The following is a 22,838-nucleotide window of genomic DNA, read 5'->3' as shown; positions in this document are numbered from 1 at the left end:
CCGATTTGTTTTTTCATTGTCGACCGAATTCTTTCGCCGCATCCAACATGGCTATATAATTATCGTAAATGACATATTCCGGAATGCTGTTGCCGGAGCCGACGCAGTACCCGCCATTGTAAGCCGCGACTTCGATGTTTTCTTTGACTTTTTGGCGGACTTCTTCGCGCGTTCCGCGACTGAGAAGATCAACATCGACGTGGCCGATCAAGCATAGTCGATCACCAAAGCGTTGTTTGACTTCAGCGATGTTCATCGCTTTCGGTTCGATTGGATGAAGAGCATCAACGCCGGCGCTGATTATATCTTCCATCACGGAATAGAGCAGGCCATCGGTGTGATAAATCAGCGGCTTCCCGTAATTCTTGGCCAGATCACCAATCTTTTTCAGCCAAGGGAAAAAATATTGTCGAAGAATTGCCGGGGACATCATCAGACCGGAACTATAGGCAATATCGTCGCTGTACCATAAGACATCCACGGCATCGCTTTCCGCAAAATAGGTGAACATACTCAAAACGAGATTTCCAATTTTATCAAATAAAGTGGAAACTAAATCCGGGTTGTCGTACAGGGCAAACGAAAACTGCTCAAATCCCATCATTTCCCAGACCATCGTGAAAATATCTCCGTACTGACCAATGACGCCCATACCTTCTGGAAGCAATGCGCGAACCTTCTCAAATCGTGAATAATTGAAATCTTCATTTTTAGGGAAATGGTATTTTTCAAAACCTTCCCAATCGGAAATAAACCCTTTTCCTTCAGTTGCCCAATTTCTCGTAACGGTTCCGTCATCTTTAAGTTTGATGTTCTCGGCGTCCTGCAGGGATAGTTTTCCGGGATTGAAATCGGCGATTGGTTGAAGTTTGATATAATCGTAGCCAGCCTTATTCCAAAAATCGACATCGTCTTTCAGCGAGTGGATCGGTCTGCCGAGCAGACGTTCTTTCATGATCGGATGAACGCCGAGTTCGCAAATGGGTACATAATCGGCTTTTCCCCGTTTGAGAGTTTTTTTAAACTGTTCAATGTTCGGATTCATGAAGCCTCGTTAATTTCTACGTTAAAAAACTTGCGGTAATTTAACGGTTTTCTTTTTCCTCTGCACTATTATTTTACATTTTCTCATTGTAAGTTACGCCGATTTTAAACAGAGGAAGTTGATGACAATTTTAGAAAAAATATCCGATGAATTGGTAAACGGAAATTCTGAAGAACTTTTATCTCATGTCGAAGAAGCGCTGGATGAAGGGTTGTCGGCTAACGAAATTTTGGACAACGGTTTAATCAAGGGAATGTCCATCGTTGGCGCTCTGTTTAGGGATGGCGAAATCTTTATTCCAGAAGTTCTCATCTCGGCACGTGCTATGACCAAAGGAATCGAACGGCTCGAGCCGCTGATGTTAAAAAGCGGCATTCCTCCAAAAGGGAAGTTGATGATCGGAACGGTTCAGGACGACCTGCACGATATTGGGAAAAATTTGGTGGCGATCATGTTCAAAGGTGCGGGATTCGAAATTATTGATTTGGGCGTCAACGTATCTGCGGAAAAATTTGTTCAGGAAGCGCGGAAACATCAACCGGACGTTATTGGTCTATCGGCATTGCTTACGACAACGATGATGAATATGGAAAAGATCGTTCAATTACTGAAAGAGAACGGCATTCCGTCAATCATTATTGTCGGAGGAGCGCCTGTTTCTGAAGAATATGCGAATCTTATTCATGCAGACCTATTTGCAAAAAATGCCGTTGAAGGAGTGGAAAAAGTTCTAAATGCAATGGCATCCTAAGAGGCAAATCAGCGCCAATACTATTTTATGAACCGAGCGGTATTTTTAGATAGGGATGGAACTCTAAATGCTGACAGTCGGGATTACATTAAAAATCTCGATGAGTTTCGGTTATTTCCGTTTACAATCAAAGCCTTGAAAATTCTCTCTGATTTGGAGTTTCGTCTGGTGATTATCACGAATCAAGCTTGTATTGCTAAAGGATTGACAACAGTCGAAAAAGTTCAGGAAATTCACGAATTCATTACGAAAGAATTTCGGAGAAATGGGATTAATCTCGATGGAATTTTCTATTGTCCGCATCATCCCGATATATCGAGATGCGAATGCCGAAAACCAAAGATTGCCAATGTGCTTAAAGCCGCGAACGCGTATGAAATCGATTTGTCGCAATCATGGTTCATCGGCGATTCGAAAAAGGATGTCGAAGCTGGCGTGAATGCCGGATGCCGTACGATTCTTGTGAAAACCGGCGTGCGCGAAACGGCCGACGCCGAAAATTGGGATCCGTCGCCCGAATACATCACGGAAAATTTATTGACGGCGGCTCAATTGATCAAAAGGGAGAAGAAGGGAAAATCGGTATGAAAATTGTCGTTCTAAAAGGTGGCGCTTCATCGGAACGGGAAGTTTCGCTCAACAGTGGGATGAACATTGCCAATGCGCTGAAAGAAAATGGCCACGATGTACTCTGCCTCGATACAGTACTTCCGATTGAACAGATAAAAAGTCCAATGAAGCCGACGCCGAAAATGATTCGAAACGGCGATCGGAATCTGGTGACACTTTTAACCGCTCCTGAAGTTCAGTCGGCGAAATTTGTTTTCAATGCACTTCACGGCGGAACTGGTGAAAACGGTGCCGTTCAGGCAATTCTGGAGACGATGGGTTTGAAATTCAACGGCTCCGGCGTTGAGGGATGTGCTATCGCTATGGATAAAATCGTTTCGAAGGTTTTGTTTGAAAAACATGGCATTCCGACGCCCGAATGGTTGAGTTTTCAGAACGATGGGAAACGCCCAAATGCCGAGATAATCGAAGCGATTCTGACGAAATTTCAACCGCCGCTTGTTGTAAAACCAGCGCATGAAGGTTCGACAGTCGGTTTGACGATCGTGCGCGATGTTCAATCGCTTGGTAATGCCCTGAAAATTGCGCGGAAGTACAACGGCTCCATTCTTGTCGAAAAGTTCATTGAAGGTCGTGAACTGACGGTCGCGGTTTTGGGAGATAAGGCGTTGCCGATTGTCGAAATTTGTCCGAAACACGGCATTTACGATTATGAATGTAAATATACAAGCGGCATGAGCGAATACCGGACGCCGGCAGAGATCGAACCCATGCTGACACGTCTCATTCAGGACTGGACCGTCGTTGCATTCAAAGCGCTGAGCTGTTCCGGTTACGGCAGAATGGATTTGCGGCTCAGCCTCGATCACAAACCCTATTTTCTGGAAATGAATTCATTGCCCGGCATGACATCGTTGAGTTTAGTTCCAAAAGCCGCAAAAGCCGACGGCATTTCCTTTAACGAATTGCTGGAAAAAATTATTAAACTTGGACTTAGCAGATGAAAATCGACACCGGCGAAAAAGTGATGCTAAACAACACAGAATTGCACAATGGTTCTCTTCATTGGTATGCCGTTTACACAAAATCGCGCCACGAAAAGAAAGTCGTGGAGTTGCTGACCGTTAAGGGAATCGAAAGTTACCTTCCTTTAGTTAGCGACATTCATAATTGGAGCGACAGGAAACAGATGGTTCAAGAGCCGCTCATACGCGGCTACGTTTTTGTACGCATTTTGCTGAAACAAACACTCTATGTCTTGGAAACGTACGGCGTTGTTCGTATTGTAACGTTCAAAAGACAATATGCGACCATTCCGGATTTTCAAATTGATGCCCTGAAGCGTGTTCTTGAATGTGGCGTCGGATTATCTGCGAAAAATTATTTGCAGGTGGGGAAAATGGTAGAGATCAGCTCCGGACCTATGAAAGGCGTCATTGGGAAAATCCAACGAATTGAAAACAAGGAGAAATTTGTCATCGCTTTAGATGCCGTTCAAATGGCATTTGAAGTTCAGGTCAACTTCAATTTATTGAAACCGGTCTCTGAGGAGACAAGGAAAAAATTGTATACTTTGCCCTTGGGAATAGAAAAATGAAGACACGTTTTTACAATACGCTTTCTCGAAAAAAAGAGGATTTTTATACCATTGAACCGGGCGTTGTCCGGATGTACACATGTGGGCCAACCGTTTATAACTTTGCGCATATCGGCAATTTCCGAGCCTATATTTTTGAAGATTTGCTTCACAGGTTTCTGACATTTAAAGGCTATCGCGTCATTCAGGTTATGAATATTACCGATATTGATGACAAGATCATTCGCGATTCCCAGAAAGTAGGGAAACCGATTGCGGAATTTACAAAACCTTATACAGAGGCGTTTTTTCAGGATATAGATTCGTTAGGAATTGGACGCGCGGAATATTATCCAGCGGCGACGGCGCACATTCCTGAAATGGTCGAAATGGTGAAAAAATTACTGGCTAACGGCGCCGCCTACCGAACGGACGACGGTTCGATCTATTTTAAAGTTTCTGAGTTCCCGAAATATGGTCAGTTGGCGCGCCTGAATGTTACGGAAATGATTCGCGGTGAACGTGTTGCTTCCGATGAATATGAGAAGGAAGAAATCCGAGATTTTGCGCTCTGGAAAGGGTGGAAACCGGAAGACGGCGAAGCCTTTTGGGAAACAGAATTAGGCAAAGGGAGACCCGGCTGGCATATCGAATGTTCGTCGATGAGTTCCAAATATCTTGGCACACATTTCGACGTGCATACTGGCGGTGTCGACAATATTTTCCCGCATCATGAAAATGAAATCGCGCAAAGTGAAGCCGCGTCAGGTGAAAAATTTGTCAATTTCTGGCTTCACTGCGAACATTTGCTCGTCGATGGCAAAAAAATGAGCAAGTCGCTTGGTAATTTTATTTATCTCCGGCAATTGCTTGAAAGAGGCGTTGATTCCACGGCGATCCGGCTAACTCTGCTCAGCACGCATTACCGGCAGAAACTGAATTTCAGCGAGGAAAAACTGGACATGTCGGCAAAAATGATCACACGTCTGAGAGATTTTAGAAAATCTTTAGGCGATAATTTAACCGCCGGTGCGGTGCAACTTTCGACAATTGTTTCCGACGCGCGTCAAAAATTTGAATCGGCGCTGGACGACGATCTGAATATCTCCGAGGCGCTGTCGGTAGTTTTTACGCTGATGCATGAGGTCAATACCTTTCGACAAGAAGCATCGCTATCGCAAGCCGATGCAAAACTCATTGAACGTTTCCTAATGAAAATTGACGAGGTCTTGAATATTTTTTCATCAAAGTCAGAAAGTCTGACTGATGAGGAACAGGCGCTTTTAAATCAACGGACGACTGCCCGGCAAAATCGAGATTGGAAGGAATCCGACCGACTGAGAGCACTTTTGCTTGAAAAGGGAATCGTTATAGAAGACACGCCAAAAGGCGTCGTCTGGAAGCGGAAAATTACGACCTAAAAATTAAGCGGAAAGTCTTTTCCACAGCGCCGGTCAACCAATGGAAAAATTCGTTTTTCTGTGATTTTAATGGTTTGTAGAAACGGAAAAAAGGCTTAGCCTCTTTGTGCCTGAGTGATTAAATTGCCACCCGCTATGGAGAATATATGTATCAAAATTTGCTAATTGTAGAATCGCCATCCAAGGCGAAAACGATAAAAAAATTCCTTGGAAAAGATTATCGAGTTCTGGCTTCTGTGGGGCATATCCGCGATTTGCCGGAAAAGGAATTCGGGATCGATATTGCCGCCGATTTTAAACCGAAATATGTTACTATTCAAGGTAAGGCGAAAATCATTCAACAACTGCGTTCAGCCGCCAAAGATGCCGGTCGGATTCTGCTTGCTCCCGATCCGGATCGCGAGGGCGAGGCGATCGCATGGCATATCGCCGCGGCATTGAATGTCGACGATCATCAGGTTCAGAGAGTTTTGTTCAACGAGATCACGCCGAGCGGCATTCAATACGGTCTGGCGCATCCGCGTAAAATCGACATGAGTCTTGTTAATGCTCAGCAGGCACGGCGGATTTTAGATCGGATCGTCGGTTATCAAGTCAGTCCATTTTTATGGAAAACGTTGTATCGCGGGCTCAGCGCCGGGCGAGTGCAATCGGTTGCCGTCCGAATTATCTGCGAGCGCGAAGATGAAATCCTGAAATTCGTTCCCAAAGAATTTTGGGAGATTTCGGCTGATTTTATGACGCGCGAAGACGAAAAATTCACCGCGAAATGTGTGGAAATTGCCGGGAAAAGTATCGATGTATCCGATAGAAAAACGGCGGCGGAGCATTTGGAAAAAATCCGGCAAGCGATCTATCTAGTAAAATCCGTGACGGAGAAAAAGGTCGAAAAATCGCCGTCACCGCCATTTACAACAAGTACTCTTCAACAGGAAGCGACACGCAAATTTCGATTCGGTTCGTCGAAAACGATGAAAATCGCCCAGCAACTTTACGAAGGTATCGAAATCGACGGCGCGCCCGTTGGATTGATTACTTACATGCGAACTGACTCGGTGCGAATCTCGAAGGAGGCTATCGGCGGCGTCCGCGAGTATATTTCAACACGCTACGGCGCTGAATATTTGCCGACCAACGCGCGTTTTTATAAAACTAAGAAAAAGAATGTTCAGGATGCGCATGAAGGCATCCGACCGACACACTTTAACTTGTCACCCGAATCTATCGCGGGCAGTTTGACTCCCGATCAGAAAAAAATATATGCAATCATTTGGAATCGGTTTACTGCCTGCCAGATGGCGAATGCGGTTTACAACCAAAAAGTCATCGATGTTTTAGGCGATCAGTATTTATTTCGCGCAATCGGCAACGACCTGATTTTCGACGGCTATTTGCACGTTTGGCGTGAAGATAAAGATGACGAAGAAAAAAAGAATCCGCTTCCGGTGAAGATTAAAAACGAGGACCCGGTTCGTCTGAGCGATGTCAAATCTGAGCAAAAATTTACCGAGCCGCCCAAACGGTTTACCGAAGGCACGCTGATCAAAGAATTGGATAATCTCGGTATTGGACGACCTAGCACATACGCGACGATCGTTTCAACCATTTTACTGAGAAAATACGTCGAACAGAAAACGGGCTTCTTTTTTCCCACTGATTTGGGCAAAACGGTCAATGAAATTCTCGTGGCTGGAATGCCGGAGATTTTCAATGTCAAATTTACCTTCGAAATGGAAGAGAATCTCGACGAGGTTGAATCGAATTCCAAAGATTGGTTGGATGTGATGCGTGAATTCTATAAGCCGTTCAAGAAGTCGCTCGAAAGGCTTGATCTGAAGCGGAAAGACATTAAAAGCAATCTTCAGGAAGAATCCGGAGAAAAATGTGAACTCTGCGGATCGCCGATGGTTATCAAGTGGGGCAGGAACGGTAAATTTCTGGCATGTTCCGCTTTCCCAAAATGTAAAAACACCAGACCTTTGAACCGTGTCGAACCGGAAGTTCCGTACGAAGAGAAAAAATGTCCGAAGTGCGGAAGTCCAATGACAGTACGCGAAGGCAGATTTGGAAAGTTTTGGGCTTGCACTGCCTATCCAAAATGTAAGACCACGTTACCGTTTTCGCTGAACATTCCTTGCCCAGAACCGGATTGTGACGGCGAGATCGTGCAAAAGCGTACGAAAAAGGGAAAAATATTTTACGGATGCAGTCGTTACCCCGACTGCAAGTTTGCGACTTGGAACGAACCGGTCAAAAAAACCTGTCCGGGTTGCGGTTATTCGCTTCTCGAGAAAAAAGAGACAAAAGATAAGAAGACGGTGATTTTCTGTCCGAAGTGTAAAACGGAATACGATGAGATTTGAAGCATAAAGGAACGGTATGGCAAAATCTGAAAAGAATGAGTTAATGGATAAATTGTATTCTCTCTGCAAACGGAGGGGATTTATTTTTCAGTCGAGTGAAATATACGGAGGGATTACCAGCTGTTGGGATTACGGTCCGCTGGGCGTTGAACTCAAACGTCATGTCAAAGACCTTTGGTGGCAGGAAAATGTCACCGGCAGAGAAGAAGTTGTCGGGATGGACGCAAGCATTTTGATGCATCCTAAGGTTTGGGAAGCCTCCGGGCACGTGGAAAATTTTCACGATCCGCTCATCGATTGTAAGAAATGTAAGGCGCGTTTTCGGGAAGACAAGGCTCTGCATTATTTCAAATGTGAAAAATGCGATTTTCAATTTCGTGTCAATGGCGGGTTTATTGAAGTAAAAGACGAATTTCGGACTTATTTCAAAGACGATCTATACGCGCAGGAGCCGACATTTTATCAGAAATCCGACTGCCCAAAATGCGGAACCGCTGGAAGCATTTTTCTGGAAAAGATCGCTTGTCCAACCTGCGGTTCCACCGAACTTTCTCCGGCGAGGCAATTCAATCTGATGTTCAAAACGCATTTCGGTCCATCGGAAGACACTGCTTCGGAAGTCTATCTACGACCAGAAACCGCGCAAGGAATTTTTGTCAATTTCGATAATGTTGTCAATACGACGCGGCTCAAACTGCCGTTTGGGATTGGTCAGATCGGAAAAGCATTTCGGAACGAAATCACGACGGGAAACTTTATATTCCGATCGCGCGAATTTGAACAAATGGAACTCGAATATTTTGTTAAACCGGAAGAAAGCCAGAAGTGGCATGAATACTGGGTCGAACAGCGATTCCAGTGGTATCAGAAACTTGGCATCAAACGCGAGAATTTGAGACTCAGAGCGCATGCGAAGGAAGAATTAGCGCATTACGCGCGGGCTTGCACTGACGTTGAATATAAATTTGCGTTCGGTTGGTCGGAATTGGAAGGCATTGCCGATCGGCAGACATTCGATCTGGATCAGCACATTAAGGCAAGCGGCAAGAAAATGTCCTATTTTGAAACAGAAACCAACACACATATCGTTCCGGCTGTCGTCGAAAGTTCCGCGGGCGTCGATCGGTCGATTCTGACGGTTCTCTCCGATGCTTATTGGGAAGACACGGAACATGATCGGACCGTCTTAAAACTCAATCCAAAACTCGCGCCGATCAAAGTTGCCATTTTACCGTTGGTGAATAAAGACGGAATGCCGGAAATCGCTTCGGCGATTTTTTCGGACGTGAAAAAGCAGATGGCGGCATTTTACGATCAGACCGGTTCTATCGGCAGACGCTATCGTCGTCAAGACGAGGCAGGCACACCGTTTGGAGTTACGGTCGATTCGCAGACTTTGGAAGACGGAACGGTGACTCTACGTGACCGTGATACGCTAGAACAAGTCCGAATTCCCAAGGATAATATCGTCAAGGTTCTGCGGGATAAACTGGCACTATAAGAAACCGCGGAATATTTTTAGACAGGATTAACAAGATTTACAGGATATATATTCCTAATAATGTCATTCTGAATGAGACCTGACCCCTGCCGGGTCGAATGAAGAATCGGATTAATTTTCTGGAATACTTATAGAGGAGCATGTAGATAATTCTAAAAATTTTACTTTGGTGTGTTTCAACAATACTGGAGCACTTTTCTGTTTAGGCAGATATAATCCGTGACCGATTCAAATACAATGTGCAATGACTGTAGAAGGGAATTTCCAAATACCAAACGGGGTTTGTCGAAACAGATGTTTATTCGGGCATTGGGCATTAGATTTATAGACATTAAATTTGAAATAAGGTCTATATATTCTTTCTTATTGGTTTATTAACAAACTTTGTCTAAGATTTAAATTAGATATAGAAAAGGAACTAAAAATTGACCCTGGATTTATCTAATTTTTCAAAGGAACATAGATTTTTAATTTTACTCGATATTTGTTGTTTTTCAGAACTTACAGACGATCATCAACTTAAACTAATCAATCTTGTCACCTCAGAATCTAAAAGTCTTCTACATAAGGGAGGATATAAAGAAGAGAATATTTTTTCTGCTTTTATTTCAACCGGTGATGGATTTTATTTTATTGGTCATAAAATAAATAGTCTGTTTTATGCTAATGATTGTATTTTGTTTGCCCTATCTCTACGAAATACTCTTATTGAATCATTTAAAAAGTACAATTTTGACTATAAAGGTGTCAAACTTGCATTACATTTTGGAACAACTCTTCCTTATATAGATATTACTAATCGGGAAAATTTCGTGGGTTCTGCAATGAATGAAATTTTTCGACTATTATCGCCCAATAACAGTCAGGAAATAATAAATATTTCTCATGATTTTTATGGTCATGAAAATACTGTTATCATATCAGAAAAGGCTCTAAATAAAATTGGTAATCTTCCAAATGTTGGTATCAGAATTAGCAAAAAGTTTACAATTCACGCAAAGCATAATAAAAAATTCTCTTGTTATTTCTTAGACTATACAGGTAGAAATATTTTTATACTAAGATCAAAAAAAGTAAAAAATTCACAAATCTGTAAATGATTAGCACCCCGATAATTCCATAATGAAGCAGAAGTGTTGATATCGGAATATTAGAAATTCTTTGTAATCTGTTTAGAAAATATTTTGTTAATCTTGTCTAAATATCTAAATATTCTGCAGGTTAAGAAGCTTTAAGCGCCCGGAAAACCTTCTCGGCCGTGATCGGCAACTCCCGGAAGCGAATCCCGATCGCATCGTAAATCGCATTGGCAATTGCCGGGGCCGGGCCGTTGATGACGACTTCACTGATTGATTTGGCGCCGTACGGTCCTCTGGGCTCATAAGTCGGTATAATGATCGTCTTTATCTCCGGGATGTCAGCCGCCGTGAAAAGCTTGTAGCGTCCGAAATCGGTATTCATCTGCGCACCGGTTTCGCTAAAACGGAATTCCTCGGTCAGAGCCCAGGAAATGCCGTTGACGACCGCGCCTTCGACCTGACCTTCGGCTAATTTGGGATTGATCGCCGTTCCACAATCGACCGCCGATACATATTTAATGACTTTGACGATCCCGGTGGCAGTATCAACTTCAACTTCAACAAAATGGGCCGCGAAAGGCGGCGGCGAAACCGGCGAGACATTCGAGGCAACGGCCTGGATTTGGAACTGGTTTTCGGTATAAAAGGCATACTGGCAAATAGCCCTGAATGTCAGCGCTCCGCCTTGCCCGCCTGCTTCCGCAGTACGGGCAAGCCAGACAACCTGCTTATTTTCGATTTTCAGCCTTTCAATCAGCTGGCCGGACATTTCCGCGGCGACCTTCAGAATCTGCTCAGCGACTTCCGTCGCGCATTTACGCACGGCTTCGCCGGAGATGTAGGTTGTCGAACTGGCATACGCGCCGACGTCAAACGGAGTCATGTCCGTATCCGAAGAGCAAACGATAATATCCTCGACCGGCACGCCCAGCGTCTCGGCCGCGATCTGCGCCAGAACGGTATCGGAACCAGTGCCGAGGTCAGTCGCACCAATTTGCAAATTAAATGAACCGTCTTCATTCATTTTGATATACGCCGCACCCATATCAACCCGCGGGATGCCACTGCCTTGCATCATGACGGCCATGCCGAGCCCACGGACTTTCGCGCCTTTGCGGATTTGCTTGCCGCGGCGGTTGTACCAGTCAATCTCTTTCAGTCCAAATTCGATACATTTTTCCAGGCCGCAGGATTCGATGTTCATGGACACGCCTTCCTTGCCTTCGCCGAGTTTCTCAAAAATCGGTGACGTCTCGCCGATTCGGATGACATTCTTACGATAAAGTTCAACGACATCCATATGCAATTGGCGGGCAATATCGTCCATCATCTGGTTTAGAGCGAAGTAGCCCTGCGTCGCGCCATAACCGCGGTAGGCGCCGGCAACCGGCAGATTCGTGTAAACAGTCTTGCCAGTAAAGCGTTGATGTGGGGCTTTGTTAATCAATGGTAAAACTTTCGAACCGGCATTGGAAAGCACTGTCAGAGCGTGCGCACCATAAGCACCGTTGTTCATCAGAGCATCCAGCCAGATGGCGTGGATCGTGCCGTCTTTTTTCACGCCAGCCTGCAATCTGATCCGCATCGGATGGCGATAGCGCGACGCTCGTAAAACTTCGGCGCGGGTAAGCGTAATCTTAACCGGGCGACCGGTACGCAGAGTAAACCAGCCGGCGTAATACTCCAGAAAAACTTCCTGCTTACCACCGAAGCCGCCACCGATGTGCGGCTTGATGACCCGGATGCGCTTCTCCGGAATCTGCAACACCTGAGCGCAAATCCGGCGGGCGTGAAACGGAACTTGCGTAGAGGAAACGATTGCCAGCCGATATTTTTCATCGAGATAAGTTAAAACCGCATGCGGCTCGAGCATAGCATGCGAAGCATAATGCGAATAATAGGTTTCGTCAAAAGTCAGGTCGCTTTCGGCTAAGCCTTTTTCAAAATCACCGACGTTGGCGTCAACTTCTGCGCAAAGATTACGGCTGGCGTCGTACGGCATACCGGCCAAGTAACCTTTGCCCGGTTCAGTAGGCAAGACCGGCGCGCCGGGATCCATGGCTTTTTCAAAATCAAAGAGCGCTGGCAGGATCTCGTATTCGACTTCGATTTGGGAAGTGGCTTCTTCGGCGATTTCCGGCGTCTCAGCCAGAACGGCCGCGACTTTATCACCCACGAAGCGCATTTTCGAATCGAACATGACCGTATCGTACGGCGACGGTTGCGGATAGCCCTGTCCTGCGGTGGTATGCAGGATTGCCGGAACATTGCCATAATGAGCAATATCGAGAACTCCGGGGATTTTCTCTGCTTCGGCTGTGTTAATCGCAATTATCCGGGCGTGCGCATGCGGCGAATAGAGAAACTTCACGTAAGCCGCACCAGCCATCTGAAAATCATCGGTGAACATAGCCCGCCCAGTGGCAAGCGACAGTCCGTCGATTTTCTTAACAGACTTGTTTACAGTTGCGAGTTCCGAGTTACGAGTTGCGAGTTTTATTATTCATCGAGAATCCTGATGTTTTTCTTTTTGCAAATAAGAAATAATTCCACCAATCATTTTGCCGATCTCATTAGCTAAATCAGATAATTCTTTATACTGATGAGCATCGATATATTTTTGATCGAGAGCGATGATTAATTGGTTAGAAATTTCTCCAGTCGAGCCTTTAGCGTAAAGTGAGAATTGAACAAATTCTCTGGAGCGATCGCGCTCGAATCCTTCGGCAATGTTACTCATTATGGAAATACAGGCACGGCGTAGTTGATCAGTCAGGGCATAATCTTTATGAAATTCATTTTGCTTGGTCAATGAATAGATTCTATTTGTCAACTCTCTGGCTTTTTGCCAAGCTTCAATTTCCTGGTATGTCTTAAAAGTGCTCATTATTTATTATTTCAGTAATAACCTAAGTTCAACCCAGAACTCGCAACTCGGAACTCGTAACTAATTAGCTCTCTCCGCCGCATTTTTCACCCCTTCAAGAATCTTCACATATCCCGTACAACGACATAGATGTCCGTCGAGTGCATTCTTGATTTCGTCTTCGGTCGGATGCGGATTGGATTTCAGCAAAGCATACACCGAGAGTACAATGCCAGGCGTACAGTAGCCGCACTGCACCGCGCCGGCTTTGACCAATTCCTCCTGAATCGGGTGTGGATTGTCCATTGTACTGAGACCTTCAATAGTCGTGATAGATTCGTTGTCCACAGCCGCCGTCAGCACCTGACAGGAATTAACCGGTCTGCCATTCAGCAAAACGACGCAAGCTCCACAGTCGCCGGTTCCGCAACCATATTTTACTCCGGTATAGCCATTACCGCGCAGGGTCTCGAGCAGAGTTTCGCCGGGATGAATTTCCAGAGACTTTAACTTTCCATTAATCGTCAGTTTAATTTGCATCGACCCGCTCCCTGATTTTAGTGAAAGCCCGTTCCATTTCGGTCTTCAGTAAATTGAGTAAAAATTCGCGACTAAAATTAGGATTGCGAACCGGCTTGATTTCCACGGTAGATAGGATTTCATTAACCAGCGGATCAGATATTTGTAAACCAACCAACTGGTTTTCGATTTGCGTCAGGCGATTGGCAGTCGAAACAATGTTACCGACGGCGAGACGGGCAAGATTAATAACGCCGGAATCAGTCTCCAGATAAACCGCCAGATCGAGCGCCGAGTAGTCGAAGCGTATCCGCGCAAAGCGGTAATAGATGCCATGGCCAGATGCCGGTGGAATCAAAACCTCGGTAATCAAAAATTTGCTCCCGCGCTTTAATTGTAGAAAATCGGCGATCGGATATGCCGCCACTTGCGTGCCCGCGACCTTGACTATTGCATTCAGCGCCAGTAGCGGCGTCGGGACATTCGACCAGACCGGTCGAAAAGCCAGTGAGCCGCCCAGCGTGATCAAATTCCGCAGAGGATTGGAAGCCGCCCGGCCAAGCGCCTGGGCTAGAATCCTGCGCCCATCTGACCATTGAAAATGCGCAATGTCATTAAACTTTGTATTGGCGCCGATTGCAGTTCCGGCTTCAGTCTCTCGGATATAATTTAGATTCAACCGCCGCAGATCGATCAATCCCGTAACTTGCCCTTTCAACAATCCAGTGCCACCGGCGTAAGGAATCCCCTTGCCGTTTTGTATAATCTCCAAAACTTCGTCCACACTGCCCGGACGAAACCACTCTTTAATATTTACGTGCATTTTCTATTCGCTTTTTTTAACAATTATGACCACCGAAATCAAATTTCGGAAACCCGATTCAGCAATGCAATTATTTATTACATAGCGTGAGTCCGATATATGGAAAGGTTAATCTGTTTTCATTTATTATAGACGAAAGGGCGCTCCTGCCATAAATAATAACTGCTTTAATTACTATTTGTAAGAAATACTCTGAATAAGCATTTTCAGGGGAGATGGCCAGATTGAAAGTAAAAAAACTATTGACAAACAAACCTAGATTGGCTACATTAATGTAAGTGTTTACATTTTTTGTATTGAAAGTAAAAAAACTATTGACAAACAAACTTAGATTGGCTACATTAATGTAAGTGTTTACATTTTTTGTTCGGTTCTAAACAGGATAAGCGGAATATGGCAACAATCGTAGACGTGGCAAAACAGGCGGGTGTATCAACCGCGACGGTTTCACGCGTGATGAACAACACTGGAAAGGTGAAGGCTGTGACGCGCAAAAAAGTGCTAAATGCCATTAAATTACATAATTTTACACCGAACATCGGCGCGCGGTTTTTACAGAACAAACACACCAAAATAATCGGTATGGTTTTTCCGGATGCGAGCAGCACTTATTTTACTGAAATTATCCGCGGCATTTTCAATTTTGTTAATCAACATGACTACCATGTAATCATCGGAAGTGCTCATGATGAAGAGGAAGAAATGAAAGCGGTTTCACAGTTTTTAAACGGCCGAACCGTGGATGGATTGATTATTATGGCGCCTTCGCTGCAAAATGATGAAATCTATGCTCTTCAGGCAAAATATAAGACTCCGGCAGTGTTTATATCGGTGCCGCGCGGTAAACCGGGTACTTCCTCGGTTGTGCTGGACAACTTTAATATGGCCGTGAAAATGACCAATCATTTAATCGAATTAGGGCACAAAGAGATTGCTTTTATCAAGGGACCAGTCCACAACTACGATTCGCAGAGAAGATATAGAGGATACCTGGAAGCTCTCCAGAATAATAAGATAACCGTTAAAGACGAATACGTTGTTCAGGGCAATTTTACAGAATATTCCGGATATAAAGCTTTTGAGAAAGGTTTAGCAACGTTGTCTCCGCGACCAACGGCTATTTTTGCGGCCAATGACGCCATGGCGATCGGGGCGATCGAGGCTATCAAAGATTTTGGATTAAAAGTCCCGGGCGACATCGCTGTCGTCGGATTCGATGATATTTCAACGTCACAATATATTACCCCGGCATTGACTACGGTGCATGTTCCGCTTTTCGATCTTGGTCTGGTAGTTGGGAAAACCCTGTTACAGAAAATAGAAAACGTTTCAGAACAGCAGATTGCAGTTGCCGAACGTATTGTCATACCGCTTGAAATGATAATTCGGGAATCCTGCGGCGCAAAGCAAGCAAAATAAATATGTATGATTCAAAATATTGTATGTGTATGTATTAAAATGTAAACGATTAAAAAAGGAGAGAAACGATGAGAAAAATTCTTACGGTTTGGATTGTTTTAATGCTGGTTTGCACCGTACGGCTTATCCCGGCGCAAAACAGTCATATCGATCCATCCTCTGTGCGAGTGGTTTCAGTTGAGAATGCGCCTGTGATTGATGGTGTTCTTGGCGAAACCGAATGGGCGCGCCGGTACGATTACCTGGTGTTCAATGCAAAAGGCATTATCGGAGATGTCCAATATACACCGACCGGCGGCATTCAGGTTACGGGAACATACGTGGATACAACCACGACCTATGTCAAAGTAATGCACGACGGTCTCGATCTATTCATAGCCCTGGATTCCGATGACAAATCGGTCGGTAAATTTGGCGACAGCTGGGAAGGTGACGGGCTTTTCATGAAAATCAAGGATGCCAGTGGGACGGCAGTTGAATACAAGTTGTTTTTCAATAAGAGTGGAACCGATCCGGATATCGCTTTTGAAATGCCGGGGGTTTATCCTAATTCAGGATCAGGTGCCGCTTTTAAGAATGCGGGTACTGTCGTGAATGATACTACTCAGGTGGATTCTGGCTACACGGCGGAAATGGTGATTCATCTGGATCAATTGGGTTATACCGATCCGTACGCTGAAGTTGAAGTAATGATCAATATTTTTGATCCCGACAATTATTACGAAACGGACAATCCCTGGAAGCCTACCGGTTCTTATTACAAGCAGTGGTGGGGTAGCGAATGGGGCAGTGAATTCCGCACCCTGAAACTGGCCGATCCGCCGACCAGAACGGCCTATGCGACCACCGGTGTAATTACACTTGACGGTCAGTTGAATGAATCCTTCTGGGTAAATGCTCAGAGTGTTGACATTGGCGTGGATTCCGAACTGGGAACCGGCGGCTATTACATGCAATGGGGCGATACGCTCAACAGTTACACCGACCGCAGCAATGCCACTCTAAAGTTCATGCACAATGGCACTGACCTGTATATCGGATTAACCTCCGACGATGCTTCTGTTTGCAAATGGTCACCCGGCTGGGAAGCGGATGGACTGTTCCTGTGGATGACGAACTACGGTATGATTCCGTCGTCAGGCGAGCGGATGGAGATCAAGGCTATGTACTTCAACGGAACGGAGGGCTCGGGAATTACCTTCCAGACGAGTTCGGCGGTGCCGACCGGTGGAGCCGAAGGAGCGTCTTATGAGCCGACCGGAACTGTGACGCAGACGGAGACCAATGGAGTTGACGCCGGCTACAGTCTTGAGGTCGTGATTCATACAGCCGACTTCGGTTATCAGGTAGGCGATACGGTAATGCTAAGCGCCTGTGTCTGGGATTTGGACTACGGCAGTGTGGATGCCTACCAGGAACATATTTCAGATTACGCTCCGAACTGGTGGGGCACACAGTGGGTCGATCCGAACTTCGAGAAATATTTTATGTACCGCGGCGTGATTCTGTCGACTTCTGAAGCCGTTGATGTTGATAATGAAAAAACCGCCGTTGCGGATCGCTTCGAGCTATATCCGAACTATCCCAATCCGTTCAATCCGAGTACTACGATTTCTTTTTCGACTCCGACAAGCGGAAAGGTTCGCCTGGACATTTACAATATTCTTGGCCAGAGAATCCGCACCTTGATTAACAGCGAGTTACCTTCCGGTTATCATCGCTTTGAATGGAACGGCTTGACAGAAAACGGTTTGCCGGCACCAACCGGTTTATATCTGTATAAGGTCAATTATGGCAACAATTTCAAGGTTGCCAAAATGGTTCTATCCAAGTAAATTGTTCTGCGGCAGCTCCCCGGTCTCGGGGAGCTGCCGTTCAAAACCGAGCGGAATACCGAACATGATAAAACGCATGTTTAAGCCCCTTGTCATAGCAGAATTTTTCGTTTTTTTACCATTTTATCTAATGGCTGGTACCGCCGGTAAAATCACCGGCTCTATTACCGATAAACAAAGTGGCGCCCCGCTGACTGGCGTTAATGTCATTCTCGTGGGAACCGGTTTGGGAGCCGCAACCGATCTGAATGGCTACTATGTCATTCTCAATATTCCGCCCAGTGAATATGCTTTGAAAATTTCCATGATCGGTTATCAGGCGATTCAGTTAAACAATGTGCCGGTGCACGCCGATTTTACGACCGTGCAGGATTTTAATCTTTCGCAAACCGTCCTCGAAAGCGCGGAGGAATTGATCGTGCTGGGACGTCGACCGGAAATTCAACGTGACCGGACTTCGACGATATCAGTGATTGGCTCAGATGAGATTGCCAAAATGCCGGTGACCGATTTTCAGGAACTAATCAATTTACAGGCCGGAGTAGTGGACGGACATTTCCGAGGCGGACGCGCCGGCGAAGTTACTTATATGGTCGATGGCATTTCCGTTTCCGATCCGTATGATCGCAGTCTGGCGGTGGAAATCGAAAACAGTTCGATCCAGGAAGTCAAGGTAATCAGCGGAACTTTTAGCGCCGAATACGGCCAGGCGATGTCCGGCGTCGTCAATGTAATTACCAAAACCGGTGACGAGGATTATCACATCAACGCCGAACTCTACAGCGGCGATTTTATCAGCAACCATACGACTCCATTTTATAATATCGACGATGTCGATTCTTTGGCCATTAATAGTCTGGAATTAAGTCTGGCCGGACCTTTGCCATTAATCCCGAAAACCTCGTTTTATTTATCGGGGCGCCGGGCGGTCTCGGACGGTTATTTATACGGCAAGCAGGAATTTTTACTGTCGGATTCGTCGAATACGGACGATACGAATTCGGACAATTGGACTATCGAACGCAACGGAGACAGCCGGGCCCGGGCCATGAATCCTAATGAAAAAATCAGTTTCACAGGTAAAATAGCGACTCAACTGACCAGCCGCCTGACCCTGGATTTACAGGGCAGTTACTCTGATCGTAACTACAAGGATTACGATCATTATTTTAAATACAATCCCGATGGAATCGTGACCAAATATCAGAATCGTTATCAATATTCCCTCGGGCTGACCCATGTGGTCAGAAAGAATCTTTTTTACACTTTAAAATACAATTACCTCTATAATAACTACGAATCCTACGTTTATGCGGATCCGTACGATGAAAACTATGTCAGCTCGCAATTATTACGCCGTCTCGGATATGGATTTTACACCGGCGGTATGGATATGAGCCATTTCTACCGCACCACCCGGGCTAATACCCTGAAGTGGAACCTGATCACCCAAATCAATCAAAGGAACGAGATCAAGGCCGGTTGGGAATATACTCATAGTAATCTTTGGCTGCATGAATACAGCCTGTATTTGGACCGGACAACCGACTGGAAACCGCAGATCTATCCGGCCGAGAGCGTGAACAATAACGAGTATCGCCACAAACCGCAGGAAATTGCGGCCTGGCTCGAAGATAAAATTGAATTCCAGCGGATCAACCTGACCTTTGGTTTGCGCTGGGATTATTTCGAACCCGACGGAGTTGTGCCAAAAGATCTACGCGACCCGGACGGCAGTTATTACGAGACAGACGAGCCCTATACGAAGGCGTCCGTCAAACAGCAATTGAGTCCGCGTCTGGGCATGTCTTTTCCGATCACCGACCAGGGTGCGATCCACATTTCTTACGGCAATTTTTTTCAGATACCAAACTATGAGTACCTGTATTATAATTCGGAATTCGAAGTCGAGGGCGGTGGTTTGAATACCATCATGGGCAATGCCGACCTGGAACCGATGAAGACTACCATTTATCAGATCGGACTGCAGCAGATGGTTGGCCCCGGTCTGGTCGTGGAATTGACCGGCTACTACAAGGATATTCGCGATTTGGTCGGCACCGAAATCAAAGAACTGTATATAATCGGCGACCGCTACGCGCGTTATGTGAACCAGGATTACGGCAACGTGCGCGGGATTGCCGTCTCACTGTCCCAAAGCCAGATCGGAATTCTGTCCGCGGCGCTGGACTATACTTATCAGGTGGCAGAAGGCAATGCGTCGGACCCCAGGGCCGTGTTTTACGACCAGCAGTCCGATCCGCCGCGCGCCAGCGAGATTCAGACCGTGCCGCTGGATTGGGATCAGACCCACACTCTGAATCTGTCATTGAACCTGACAGATAAAAAGTGGAGCTCCGGAATCATCGCCGGCTTCGGCAGCGGTCTGCCTTACACACCCGAGTATCAGAACCAGCGTACCTCGTTCGAGAATTCCGAGCGCAAACCGTACACATTTAATGTCGATCTGAATGCCGAGTATATTATTTCGTTGAAAAAGGTCCGTTTGATTTTCTTTGCACAGGTAAAGAATCTTTTTGATCGCTTGAATGCCGTCAGTGTTTACACAGATACTGGCGATCCGGCAACGTCACTCATTCCGACTTACGTGCCCGAGCAGCCGATTCATACCCTGGAGGATTTCCTGACACGACCGGATTACTACACGGCCCCCCGGCAAGTTACGATTGGTTTGAAGGTGAACTTATGAGAAACGGAAGGGTTGTTGTTTTAATGCTTACGGCTTGCGCCTCGTGGATGCTGGCCCAGGGTAACATCGATGAATTACACGGCGACCGGAAATACCGGAAGCAAGGCCTTCATAACGGTAATCTGGTGGAGACCCTCTTCTGGAATTTTGGCGAAGTCGCCTGGTGGGGCAAAGAGCCATCCGGCGTCTGGCCGCGCGGCAGTCAGCATTCGTATATGGATGGGATTTATCCGATCGTAGCCGCCGAAGTAAACCTGACCAACGGCGACACAATTCACATTGTCGAGGGCGGCTACCGTGAACATTATGAATCGGGTTCGACCGGCATTGAATTTGGCTGGCAGCCTTTACCGGGCTTTACCGATCCGAATCAGGATTATATCGCGATGAGCGACGATCCCAACACCTGGCCGGAATACTGGCCGGATCAGTCCGCGGCCTGGCACAATGTCTGGGACGGTTATTTCGGGCAACGTACCAATGCCGACCAGGAAAGTTATTTTGTGGTTGATGATTACCATGATCACGGCCGGGATTTTAACGGGCTTTTCAATTGCGATGAAGACGACAGTTCGCGCGGCGGTTTAGGAGTGCGCATGGCAGTACGCGGCTTTCAATGGTCGAACGTATTAGCTGAGGACATTATCTTCTGGCATTATGATATCACGAATGTCAGTACCACTCATTACAACAAGGCGGTTTTCGGGATGTATATCGACTCCGGCGTGGGCGGGCAAAACGATTCGAATGACGATAACGCTTATTATAGTCTGGACTACGATTTGGCCTATACCTGGGACGGCAATGGTTTGGGTGACGATAACTGGGAAACCGGCTATTGCGGCTATGCTTTTCTGGAAAGTCCCGGCAATCCTTACGACGGTATTGATAACGACGGCGATGGCAGTGCGGGCACCGGCTCGACTTTCAGCTCCAGCGATTTCCAGCCCCGTATAATTTCCGGTGACCTGGTGGTAATTGATTACAACAATCTCGATTCTGATAATAACTGGGGTCGCAAAGTGGTCAACTTCGAAACCGCCGGCGAAGGCACTTTTTACCGTTTTGTCGATGATACTTTGTATATTACCGAAGGTACCGGAGAACATTATTTTATCCGGAATCAGACTGTCAGCGAAACTCCTTTTAACGGGATAGACGACGACCTGGACGGTATCATCGATGAAAACGAAAGCGTCCATGCCGGCCTGAAATACCGCGACTGGATCGGCGAAACCGGTTTTGATAATTTTCTGATCGATGAAGACCGCTCCGACGGCCTCGACAATGACAGCGACTGGGATTCCGATCTGGATGATGTTGGTGAGGATGGCGTCGCCGGAACCGGTGATTATGGGGAAGGGGATGGCCAGCCGACTGCCGGCGAACCGAATTTCGATAAAACCGACAAGGATGAATCGGACCAGATCGGTTTGACGGCCTTCGATTCGTTTCATATCGGGCAGGGCGTCGAATTCCAGTACGACAAAACCGTCTGGGAGCGCATTTCCAATTATCATTTCGATACCGGCAGTCAAAATGGTAACATCGCATTTTTGTTCGGGTCGGGGCCTTTCATAATGCCGCCGGGACATTCCGAACGCTTCTCTCTGGCACTCGTTTTCGGCAAGACCCTTGACGACCTGAAGCGCAATAAAGAGGTGGTTCAGGATATTTACAATGCCAATTATAATTTTGCCACACCGCCCGCCAAGCCGACCTTAACCGCTGTGCCCGGCGATGGCAAGGTTACGCTTTACTGGGATGATGCCGCTGAAAATTCGTACGACTCGTTTGCCAATCCGGAAACCGGCGGCTATGATTTTGAAGGCTACCGGATTTACCGGGCCAGCGATGAGGCCTTCAACGACGATTATATCATCACCAACGGCTACGGCGAGGCGACCTTTTACAATCCGCTGGCTCATTTCGATCTCGTGGACAGCGTCAGGGACTTTTTCGATATCGATGTGGACGGCGTGAAATATTATCTCGGATCCGACAATGGGCTGAAACATTCCTATGTGGATACCGATGTTCAGAACGGCAAGATTTATTATTATGCCGTGGTTTCCTACGACCAGGGCTGGGCGGCGAAGTATATTCTGCCATCGGAATGTACCAAGACGATTTTTAAAGACACCTATGGCACTGTCAAGACCGATAAAAACACAGCCGTCGTGGTGCCCAATGCGCCGGCCGCGGGATATGTCGCGCCGCAGACGGCTGACGGCATCGTGAAATTGCAGGGCTGGGGCAGCGGCGATGTCCTGCTGGATTTTCTCGATCCGGCTCTGGTAACCGACAGCGAATATTTAATCAGGTTCGACGACACGACCCATCCCGATACGATTACCTAT

Annotated in this window: 17 protein-coding genes; 12 read left to right on the top strand and 5 right to left on the bottom strand. The window is 46.3% G+C overall.

The genetic code is table 11. The annotated features are described in order from the left end of the window. Positions 1-13: 13 nt before the first annotated feature. Positions 14-1,045 carry a nucleoside 2-deoxyribosyltransferase gene (locus COT43_04790; GenBank protein PIS29108.1) on the bottom strand — a complete coding sequence of 344 codons (1,032 nt, stop codon included), beginning with the start codon at positions 1,043-1,045 and terminating at the stop codon, positions 14-16. Positions 1,046-1,166: 121 nt separating this feature from the next. On the opposite strand from COT43_04790, the gene COT43_04785 reads away from it, so the two are divergent. The 8 genes from COT43_04785 to COT43_04750 all read left to right on the top strand — a co-directional run bounded on the left by COT43_04785 (position 1,167) and on the right by COT43_04750 (position 10,327). Continuing rightward, positions 1,167-1,796, top strand: a complete 630-nt coding sequence (locus COT43_04785; GenBank protein ID PIS29107.1) for a cobalamin-binding protein — start codon at positions 1,167-1,169, stop codon at positions 1,794-1,796. A gap of 27 nt (positions 1,797-1,823) precedes the next feature. Further along, complete coding sequence (locus COT43_04780; protein PIS29106.1) at positions 1,824-2,384, top strand: Clp protease; 561 nt, start codon at positions 1,824-1,826, stop codon at positions 2,382-2,384. Further along, positions 2,243-3,370 carry a D-alanine--D-alanine ligase gene (locus COT43_04775; protein ID PIS29105.1) on the top strand — a complete coding sequence of 376 codons (1,128 nt, stop codon included), beginning with the start codon at positions 2,243-2,245 and terminating at the stop codon, positions 3,368-3,370. The genes COT43_04780 and COT43_04775 overlap by 142 nt, the downstream gene beginning before the upstream one ends. After that, positions 3,367-3,963, top strand: coding sequence for an antitermination protein NusG (locus tag COT43_04770; GenBank protein ID PIS29104.1), 597 nt, complete (start codon positions 3,367-3,369; stop codon positions 3,961-3,963). Before COT43_04775 ends, COT43_04770 begins: the two co-directional genes overlap by 4 nt. Continuing rightward, positions 3,960-5,363, top strand: a complete 1,404-nt coding sequence (locus COT43_04765) for a cysteine--tRNA ligase (GenBank protein ID PIS29103.1) — start codon at positions 3,960-3,962, stop codon at positions 5,361-5,363. The genes COT43_04770 and COT43_04765 overlap by 4 nt, the downstream gene beginning before the upstream one ends. A 146-nt stretch (positions 5,364-5,509) precedes the next feature. Further along, entirely contained in the window at positions 5,510-7,726 is a 2,217-nt protein-coding gene (locus COT43_04760) for a type I DNA topoisomerase (protein ID PIS29102.1), read from the top strand. A 43-nt stretch (positions 7,727-7,769) separates the two neighbouring features. Then, entirely contained in the window at positions 7,770-9,227 is a 1,458-nt protein-coding gene (locus COT43_04755) for a glycine--tRNA ligase (protein ID PIS29119.1), read from the top strand. A 425-nt stretch (positions 9,228-9,652) separates the two neighbouring features. Continuing rightward, on the top strand, positions 9,653-10,327 hold the full coding sequence (locus COT43_04750) for a hypothetical protein (GenBank protein ID PIS29101.1): 675 nt from the start codon (positions 9,653-9,655) through the stop codon (positions 10,325-10,327). Positions 10,328-10,448: 121 nt separating this feature from the next. On the opposite strand, the gene COT43_04745 is transcribed toward COT43_04750, so the two are convergent. From COT43_04745 to COT43_04730, 4 genes are all read right to left on the bottom strand, one after another. Then, positions 10,449-12,716: an aldehyde oxidase gene (locus COT43_04745; protein PIS29100.1), complete on the bottom strand. Its 2,268-nt coding sequence runs from the start codon at positions 12,714-12,716 to the stop codon at positions 10,449-10,451. A gap of 93 nt (positions 12,717-12,809) precedes the next feature. Then, the gene (locus tag COT43_04740; GenBank protein ID PIS29099.1) at positions 12,810-13,193 is read right to left on the bottom strand and encodes a four helix bundle protein; all 384 of its coding nucleotides are present in this window, start codon (positions 13,191-13,193) and stop codon (positions 12,810-12,812) included. 60 nt (positions 13,194-13,253) lie between these two features. Continuing rightward, positions 13,254-13,712 (bottom strand): xanthine dehydrogenase, encoded by a 459-nt coding sequence (locus COT43_04735; GenBank protein PIS29098.1) that lies wholly within the window; start codon positions 13,710-13,712, stop codon positions 13,254-13,256. Then, positions 13,702-14,514, bottom strand: a complete 813-nt coding sequence (locus tag COT43_04730) for a hypothetical protein (protein ID PIS29097.1) — start codon at positions 14,512-14,514, stop codon at positions 13,702-13,704. The genes COT43_04735 and COT43_04730 overlap by 11 nt, the downstream gene beginning before the upstream one ends. 393 nt (positions 14,515-14,907) lie before the next feature. Here COT43_04730 and COT43_04725 point away from each other — a divergent pair, with 393 nt between their 5' ends. From COT43_04725 to COT43_04710, 4 genes are all read left to right on the top strand, one after another. Continuing rightward, entirely contained in the window at positions 14,908-15,933 is a 1,026-nt protein-coding gene (locus COT43_04725; GenBank protein ID PIS29096.1) for a LacI family transcriptional regulator, read from the top strand. A gap of 68 nt (positions 15,934-16,001) precedes the next feature. Continuing rightward, positions 16,002-17,768 carry a hypothetical protein gene (locus COT43_04720; protein PIS29095.1) on the top strand — a complete coding sequence of 589 codons (1,767 nt, stop codon included), beginning with the start codon at positions 16,002-16,004 and terminating at the stop codon, positions 17,766-17,768. Continuing rightward, the gene (locus COT43_04715) at positions 17,725-20,478 is read left to right on the top strand and encodes a TonB-dependent receptor (GenBank protein PIS29094.1); all 2,754 of its coding nucleotides are present in this window, start codon (positions 17,725-17,727) and stop codon (positions 20,476-20,478) included. Before COT43_04720 ends, COT43_04715 begins: the two co-directional genes overlap by 44 nt. Beyond that, positions 20,475-22,838, top strand: a 2,364-nt coding sequence (locus COT43_04710; GenBank protein PIS29093.1) for a hypothetical protein, incomplete at its 3' end; no start/stop codon positions are given. The genes COT43_04715 and COT43_04710, both read left to right, overlap by 4 nt.

It is taken from the genome of Candidatus Marinimicrobia bacterium CG08_land_8_20_14_0_20_45_22, assembly GCA_002774355.1.
In the GTDB taxonomy this organism is placed as follows: domain Bacteria; phylum Fidelibacterota; class UBA2242; order UBA2242; family UBA2242; genus 0-14-0-20-45-22.
Note: the sequence above shows the minus strand (reverse complement) of the source record. Positions and strands in the feature narration are given on the sequence as shown.